Raw genomic sequence first — 6,245 nt, forward strand, 5'->3', positions numbered from 1 at the left:
ATCGCATCCTTTGCCCGGATGATTTTAATCTGCATTTCCGCAGATGGTTCCGATACTCTGATATTCCTGCTCATGGCCACACCTCCAATGGATCACGATATTCATAATCCTTTTTCCGGTTCAGATAGCCCAGTTGTTCCAATCGGATAGCTGCTGCTGATCTCGAAACACCAAAGACACCACAGAAGGTATCTATCTTCACTTGGTCACTGTCGTAAAAACGCCATCCATAACAGGTCAGAGGCTTTCTGCTGTTGATGAACCACATCGCCCGATCCACTTCTGACTGAGGCATCAGAATGGCAGCTCCCAGCGTATTGGCCTGCCATTCGTTCCAATCTTCCTGCGTTCTCAAGACGCGCGAGCCATTTCCTCGCACTTCCGGTCTCTTATGGCAGACTATCTTTCGGTCATCGGAATCCAGCTGAAACAGTATCTGGTGAGCGCACTCATGTGCCAGCGTAAATCTGCGTTTTCCGCAGAGTTTCCGAATATTCGCTGGTTCAATGAAACTCTTGTCCAGAACCACATCATTGGTTTTCAGGAAGATGCTCCTCTGACTTCCATCAACCTCTATCTGATATTCTGTATCCACATACGCGGTCAGACCATAGATGCTTCCGTCCGAGGACAACTTTTGAAATGACACCTTCAGGTTCAGATAATCGGATGCAAACTGGTCAATGGGTGTCGGAAGTGCGAACCTTGCCGGATCATCTGCTTCGCTGCCGAAAAAGGACTTTTGAAAATCTCTTATCACTGCAACAGCGATTTCTTCTATGTTTTTCTGCGAAAGGATCATAGGCACGGCTCCTTTGCTTCAACGAACCATTTTTCATCTTCGTTGTACAGGAAACTCTCATGCCCACCGATCATGACCGTATAGCGGATTCCGCAGCCACCTACCTTCGTGGAAGCAGCCCGGCACTTATGCTTCAATCGGTCGATCTCATACACCCGTCCGTCAATCCACCGAATCAGACGCGGACGGATATTTCCCTCCGCATCCACATCCAAATTCACAGGTACATATACTTTTCTACATTTCTGTTCCGACATATTCTACGCTCCTCCTCTGTAAACCGGCGAATGTGTTGACTTCTTTTAGCAAAGAACTCACCAGATTCTGCCGGTGCTGTATTAACCGATCATTCCTGTCGGCATGACCAAATCCACTTTTCGCTCTGTCGGCATCTTGCTTTTCTGAAAAAGTACCCCATTTTTTATCGCATCTTTCCCGAATCGGAATCGAATCTGCTCAATCGCTGCGTCCAGCCGTTCCTGGCGATCCAGTGATTTCACATCTGTGAATAGGTCGTATTGTATCGGACAATCCTCTTCAAACAGATTGATTGCCCGAACCGTCACCGAACGAATCGGGTGTTCCCACTGATAATTCTTTGCAAACAAAGAAAATGCGGTTTTCGCCAGATAGGTAGGGCTTTGTGTCGGAATGCTAATCCGGCACTGCCACTCCTTCGTGAAAAGCTCATTGTTGCGGATGGAAATCGCAATTCCGCCTGCTTTCTTTTTATGCGTTCGCAGCTTAGTTCCGATTTCCTGCACCAGCTCCAGCATGACACACCAGACTTCGGCGTTATTTTCCAAATCCTGCATGGTCGTTATCCCGTGCCCAATGCTCTTTACTGGGGAGACATAATCGGAACGCATAACCGGCGAATCATCCAGTCCATTGGCATATTTCTTAATCGCCAGTCCATTCTTTCCAAGGCGGCACTTCAAGAAATCATCCGATGTTGCAGCAAGCTCTCCAATGGTATGAATCCCATAACCGGACAGAACCTTCTCGGTCGCTCTGCCGACTCCAAGCAAGTCAGAGGCGGGAAGACACCAAATCTTCTCCCGGAACGAATCTGCTTCGATGCAGGTAATCGCATCCGGCTTTTTCATATCCGACCCAAGCTTGGCAAAAATCTTGTTGAAACTCACTCCTGCGGAAATCGTAAGTCCCAATTCAAACTTAACCGTTCTGCGAATTTCATCTGCAATTTCAAATCCGGTTCCCATGCAGCCGCTTCCGGTCACATCCAGCCAGCATTCGTCCATCCCATACGGCTCGATCTGATCGGTATAGCGACCATATATTTCACGAGCCAGCTTTGAAAACTTCATATATTGCTCATAGTGCGGCTCCACGATCACAAGATCCTGGCACTTCTGCTTTGCTTGCCAGATTGCCTCTCCCGTGGAAACGCCAAACGCCTTTGCTGCATAGTTCTTCGCAAGTACGATGCCATGCCGTTCCTCCACAGAACCGCACACTGCCACCGGCTTGTTCTTCAGTTCCGGGTTCAGCATACACTCGACAGAGGCATAGAAATTATTCATATCACAATGAAGAATCACTCTTTGCATCTCGTATTCCTCCTCTCCGTTCGTGAAAGCACGAACAACTTTTCACGAACGCATTGACACACAGCATTTCTTGTGATACTATAATTACACGAATTGTATTTCGTGTTTTCATCGTCATTATAGCAAGTACAGTTTTTCGTGTCAATAGGATTTCATGAAAAAGTGTTCGTGTTTGTTATTAAAAAAGAAAGAGGTATTCCTATGGTCTTCAAAGAAAGGTTGAAAGAAAAAAGAACAGAAGCCAATTTAACTCAGGTAGAACTTGCAGAGAAGGCCGGTGTAACCGCCCGCACAATTCAGAATTATGAGCTTGGCAGCCGTAAACCATCCAATATGGTCACGATCCAGAAGATTGCGGATGCGCTGAATACTACTACTGAGTACCTGCTGGGAAGCAGCGGCACCTATGTCGTAGAAGCTCATGAAAAAGGCGGCGCAAAAGCAGCGAAAGATATTGAAGAACTGGTCAGCGAAGTGACCGGTATGTTCGCTGGCGGCGAATTAAGCGAAGATGCCATCGAAGGAGCTTATAAAGCTCTGACCGATGCCTACTGGATTGCCAAAGAGAACAATAAAAAATACGCCCCGAAAACGAGGCGTAAAAAATCCGATCAGTGATATTTATCGTACACACTTTTCGCTATACTGTAAACTGGAGGTGGTATGATGAATGCGGAACAGCTTTCACGGGTCGGTGAGAAACTGGTAAAACGCTGCGGTTCCAGAGACCCTTTTGAAATTGCAAGGCAGCTTGGTATCAATGTCATGCTTTGCGATAATTTCGGTTCCCTGAAGGGAATGTACCGGGTGATTAAACGAAATCGCTTTATTTTCCTGAATAACAGTCTGGATGAAAATATGCTGCGCATCGTGTGCGCACATGAATTAGGGCATGATCAGCTTCACCGGAATATGGCGAAAACCACCCCGATTCATGAGTTCATGCTCTATGACATGAAATCCAAACCGGAATATGAAGCCAACATCGTAGCAGCGGAGATCCTGATGGACAGCGATGAAGTTCTTCGCTACATCTATGAGTATGGATATACAGCCGAGCAGATCGCCAGTGCGATGTCCACCGACATCAATCTGGTTGCGCTGAAGGTAGCACACTTGGCTACACTTGGTTATAATCTGCACGCACTGGAACATAAAAGCAACTTTTTGAAATAACGTATCTTCGAGGAGTCTTGACCGGCTCCTCTTTTTGTTGCAAATTGTGCAGATGCCGTCTGCACAATTATCAGCCTAACATCTGCATGTGATAGAGCTTCACTTTTTCCTCGAACGGCAGTCCCGGATCAATGCCGACTTCTTCCCACATCACACCATACGGCGCGCCGCCATCTGTATATCCGGCGATAAAGGCAAAACGATCATCGCAGTCCTCATACCGTTCTTTCGCTTCCCGCTCCATTTTCCGCTGCCGGAGCCGCTGTTCTTCAGCCTGTTTAATCTGGTCGAGCTGCTCCTGTGTATAGTTGACCCCCAGCTCCTGCAAATCTTTAGCGGCAGTCACAGCATCCACATGAAAGCGTTCCCGATAATACTTGTTCATCTTTTTCGGTGAGCCGGTATAGGTGAGCAGCCACTGCTTGCCTTTTCGTAGGCGCGCTTCCTTTCGCTCAGCCTTCGTCAATTTCTTTTTCTTTGCCATTTGCGGAATCTCCCGGATTTTTTGCTGATGACTTTGGGTTTCGCTTCTTCGGTGCCGTCAGCCCATAGCTCAAAGAAAGCAGGTCTTTGATGGCATCATCCAATTCCGGTTTGCCAAGCTGAATACTGAGCCACTTTTCCTTATTCATGTGATAGGCCGGAAAATAGCCGTTCTGCCCTCGAAGAGAGCCGATCAGCAGCGGATCACATTTCACATTAAGAACATCAATGATGCCTGCCTCCGACAATCCCAACTTATCAGCAGATACTTCCAGAACTACACCATACCATTTATTATTGTCATTGTGCCGCAGCACAGCATTCCAGTCATGCCAGGGGTATTCCGGCTCTGTTCCGTACTGCTGACGTATCCATGTAAATAATTCTTGTCGTGTCATCTCTTATAACAGCTCACTTGTATCTCAAATTCTCCCTACAATCGCGTTTACATCCAAGACCTTATTGAGAAAAAACGCCTCCAGCTCATCAATAGCTTCACAATACGCTCTTACAGAACGTGACATCATTAGTTCCATGCTGTGTAGATCATTTGTCTGCGCTCAAAAGCTTCTTGGCCACCCTCCATGATATCAACTATCAACTTGTGCGTTGCTGGACTATCTATATTTCCTTGTATAGGTAGTATCTTAAAGTATCACAAGAAAATTATGTCGAATTGACAGCCGCCTCCGCTATACCGAATAAGGAAATAAAGAGTCCTCAAATTTTGCGCTACTAAATGAAGACGAGCGGAAGTAATCTCCCGCTCGTCAGTAAACTTAACTATGCCATATCAATCCCGCTTCTTTCCCGCCACCGGCACTAAGAACAGCGCGGGCAACAGCAGGAAAGCGGTACAGACCAGCCCCCAGGGTATGGACACCTGCTGGGCTACCAGCCCCACAATAGGCCCGCCGATGATCTGCCCGAAAGAGTCCAGCTGTCCGCTGGTGGAAAAGACTGTGGCGCGCATTTTCTCATCCACATGGTCGTTCATCCAGGCGGCCAGCACAGGCTCCTTGATGGTGCGCATAAGCCCCGCCAGCAGGAACATCAACAACATGAACCAAAAGCTCCGCCCCACCGCGAAGAGAACCAGGCACAGGATATACCCGGCGCTGGTGGACATGACCACACTGGTTCGGCTGACAGTCCCTTTTTTCTCCATGCGGGCGATGAGCAACTGAGAAGCCAGAATACCTAAGCCGCTGCCGATAAGACTGATAACACCGAACCAAGTGACGCTGTTCAGCGGCCCGATAACGGGTATTACCGTGTCATCCAGAAAATGAGCGGTGGAGAGCCGGTCAAAGCCTTCACTGGCAAGTCCCCCGCATAGTGTGATTGCTAAGAGCGCCAGCAACACAGGTTCGCCTTTCACAAAGCCCAGGTTGAGCTTGAACAGGCAGACAAAGTCTTTAAGCAAGCCCTGCCGTTCCTCAATAGCAGGGGAGAAGTTGGTTTCTGGCATGATGCGAACCATCACCAGCCCCAACAACAAGCACAAACTGCCCCCCAAGATGATAGGCATTTGCAGGTTTATGTTTCCCAGCAGTGTGCCCAGCACCACGCCCAGAACGCCGCCGATTTGCCCCATTTGACTGCCCCGCAGGAACACCTTGTCTATGGGTTTGTCCTCTTCCTCCGAGGCAATCCACGCCTCCAGAGCGCCGGTGATGAAGGTATCACCGCAACCCCAGACAACCTGGGCCAGCAGAACCGGCGCGAACCACGGTAGCGCACCCTCCATCAGAAAGCCCAGGCCGTAGAGGAACATTCCAATCAGCACCGAGCGCCGACGGCTATACAAATCCGCCACCACACCGGTGGGTATCTCGAACAGAAAGCAGGAGGTCTCCAGAACCGTCCCTACCAGGACAAGCTGGAAAGGATCCAGCTGCACCACCTCCAGGTGGTACACGATGGAAAGCACTGTGGACATAGAAACCGCCAGGGAACAGACAAATCGGAACAGCAGGTAGACAGAATATGCCTTTGAATTTTTAGCAAACATGAAGTTACATCCTCCTTTACGAATCAGTGGGTTGTTTTGTGAAACAAGCTTCTCAGCCCTTTCTAACAGTGATTTTAGAAAAGGCCTCCTAAAGTGCCCAAAGCGCCGTTAAAAGACTTATTTCCCTTTGCCGCCGCTTGCATTAAGCCGCCGCTATTGGAAAGCCAAAAGCAGCGGCTTTTTTTACTCGGTATTA

General features: G+C 48.5%; 8 protein-coding genes. 2 read left to right on the forward strand and 6 right to left on the reverse strand.

Going from position 1 to position 6,245, the window contains the following annotated elements; all coding sequences use genetic code 11:
* Positions 1-70 precede the first annotated feature (70 nt).
* The 3 genes from KQI10_RS09815 to KQI10_RS09825 all read right to left on the reverse strand — a co-directional run bounded on the left by KQI10_RS09815 (position 71) and on the right by KQI10_RS09825 (position 2,376).
* Entirely contained in the window at positions 71-802 is a 732-nt protein-coding gene (locus tag KQI10_RS09815; protein ID WP_195638851.1) for an ImmA/IrrE family metallo-endopeptidase, read from the reverse strand.
* Positions 799-1,059 carry a hypothetical protein gene (locus tag KQI10_RS09820; RefSeq protein WP_013274265.1) on the reverse strand — a complete coding sequence of 87 codons (261 nt, stop codon included), beginning with the start codon at positions 1,057-1,059 and terminating at the stop codon, positions 799-801. The genes KQI10_RS09815 and KQI10_RS09820 overlap by 4 nt, the downstream gene beginning before the upstream one ends.
* Before the next feature lie 81 nt (positions 1,060-1,140).
* Complete coding sequence (locus tag KQI10_RS09825) at positions 1,141-2,376, reverse strand: DNA polymerase IV (protein ID WP_147601755.1); 1,236 nt, start codon at positions 2,374-2,376, stop codon at positions 1,141-1,143.
* Positions 2,377-2,577: 201 nt separating this feature from the next.
* Between KQI10_RS09825 and KQI10_RS09830 the strand changes: the two genes are divergently transcribed.
* Together KQI10_RS09830 and KQI10_RS09835 are read left to right on the forward strand one after the other, a co-directional pair.
* A complete protein-coding gene (locus tag KQI10_RS09830) occupies positions 2,578-2,994 on the forward strand; it encodes a helix-turn-helix domain-containing protein (protein ID WP_002576372.1) in 417 nt (138 codons plus the stop codon).
* A 45-nt stretch (positions 2,995-3,039) separates the two neighbouring features.
* A complete protein-coding gene (locus tag KQI10_RS09835) occupies positions 3,040-3,552 on the forward strand; it encodes an ImmA/IrrE family metallo-endopeptidase (RefSeq protein WP_330612939.1) in 513 nt (170 codons plus the stop codon).
* Between the two features lie 70 nt (positions 3,553-3,622).
* On the opposite strand, the gene KQI10_RS09840 is transcribed toward KQI10_RS09835, so the two are convergent.
* The 3 genes from KQI10_RS09840 to tet(40) all read right to left on the reverse strand — a co-directional run bounded on the left by KQI10_RS09840 (position 3,623) and on the right by tet(40) (position 6,049).
* Positions 3,623-4,036: a hypothetical protein gene (locus KQI10_RS09840; RefSeq protein ID WP_195638853.1), complete on the reverse strand. Its 414-nt coding sequence runs from the start codon at positions 4,034-4,036 to the stop codon at positions 3,623-3,625.
* Positions 4,005-4,433 carry an MmcQ/YjbR family DNA-binding protein gene (locus KQI10_RS09845; RefSeq protein ID WP_195638854.1) on the reverse strand — a complete coding sequence of 143 codons (429 nt, stop codon included), beginning with the start codon at positions 4,431-4,433 and terminating at the stop codon, positions 4,005-4,007. The genes KQI10_RS09840 and KQI10_RS09845 overlap by 32 nt, the downstream gene beginning before the upstream one ends.
* A 395-nt stretch (positions 4,434-4,828) precedes the next feature.
* On the reverse strand, positions 4,829-6,049 hold the full coding sequence (gene tet(40) / locus KQI10_RS09850; protein ID WP_195638855.1) for a tetracycline efflux MFS transporter Tet(40): 1,221 nt from the start codon (positions 6,047-6,049) through the stop codon (positions 4,829-4,831).
* Positions 6,050-6,245 lie beyond the last annotated feature (196 nt).

Origin of the sequence: Pseudoflavonifractor sp. MSJ-30 (assembly GCF_018918045.1) — a bacterium.
In the GTDB taxonomy this organism is placed as follows: domain Bacteria; phylum Bacillota; class Clostridia; order Oscillospirales; family Oscillospiraceae; genus Faecousia.

What these genes read in the sequence shown, in the direction of transcription:
- KQI10_RS09815 (WP_195638851.1), bottom strand. Translation starts at nt 802, where the DNA reads ATGATCCTTTCGCAGAAAAACATAGAAGAAATCGCTGTTGCAGTGATA.
- KQI10_RS09820 (WP_013274265.1), bottom strand. Translation starts at nt 1,059, where the DNA reads ATGTCGGAACAGAAATGTAGAAAAGTATATGTACCTGTGAATTTGGAT.
- KQI10_RS09825 (WP_147601755.1), bottom strand. Translation starts at nt 2,376, where the DNA reads ATGCAAAGAGTGATTCTTCATTGTGATATGAATAATTTCTATGCCTCT.
- KQI10_RS09830 (WP_002576372.1), top strand. Translation starts at nt 2,578, where the DNA reads ATGGTCTTCAAAGAAAGGTTGAAAGAAAAAAGAACAGAAGCCAATTTA.
- KQI10_RS09835 (WP_330612939.1), top strand. Translation starts at nt 3,040, where the DNA reads ATGATGAATGCGGAACAGCTTTCACGGGTCGGTGAGAAACTGGTAAAA.
- KQI10_RS09840 (WP_195638853.1), bottom strand. Translation starts at nt 4,036, where the DNA reads ATGGCAAAGAAAAAGAAATTGACGAAGGCTGAGCGAAAGGAAGCGCGC.
- KQI10_RS09845 (WP_195638854.1), bottom strand. Translation starts at nt 4,433, where the DNA reads ATGACACGACAAGAATTATTTACATGGATACGTCAGCAGTACGGAACA.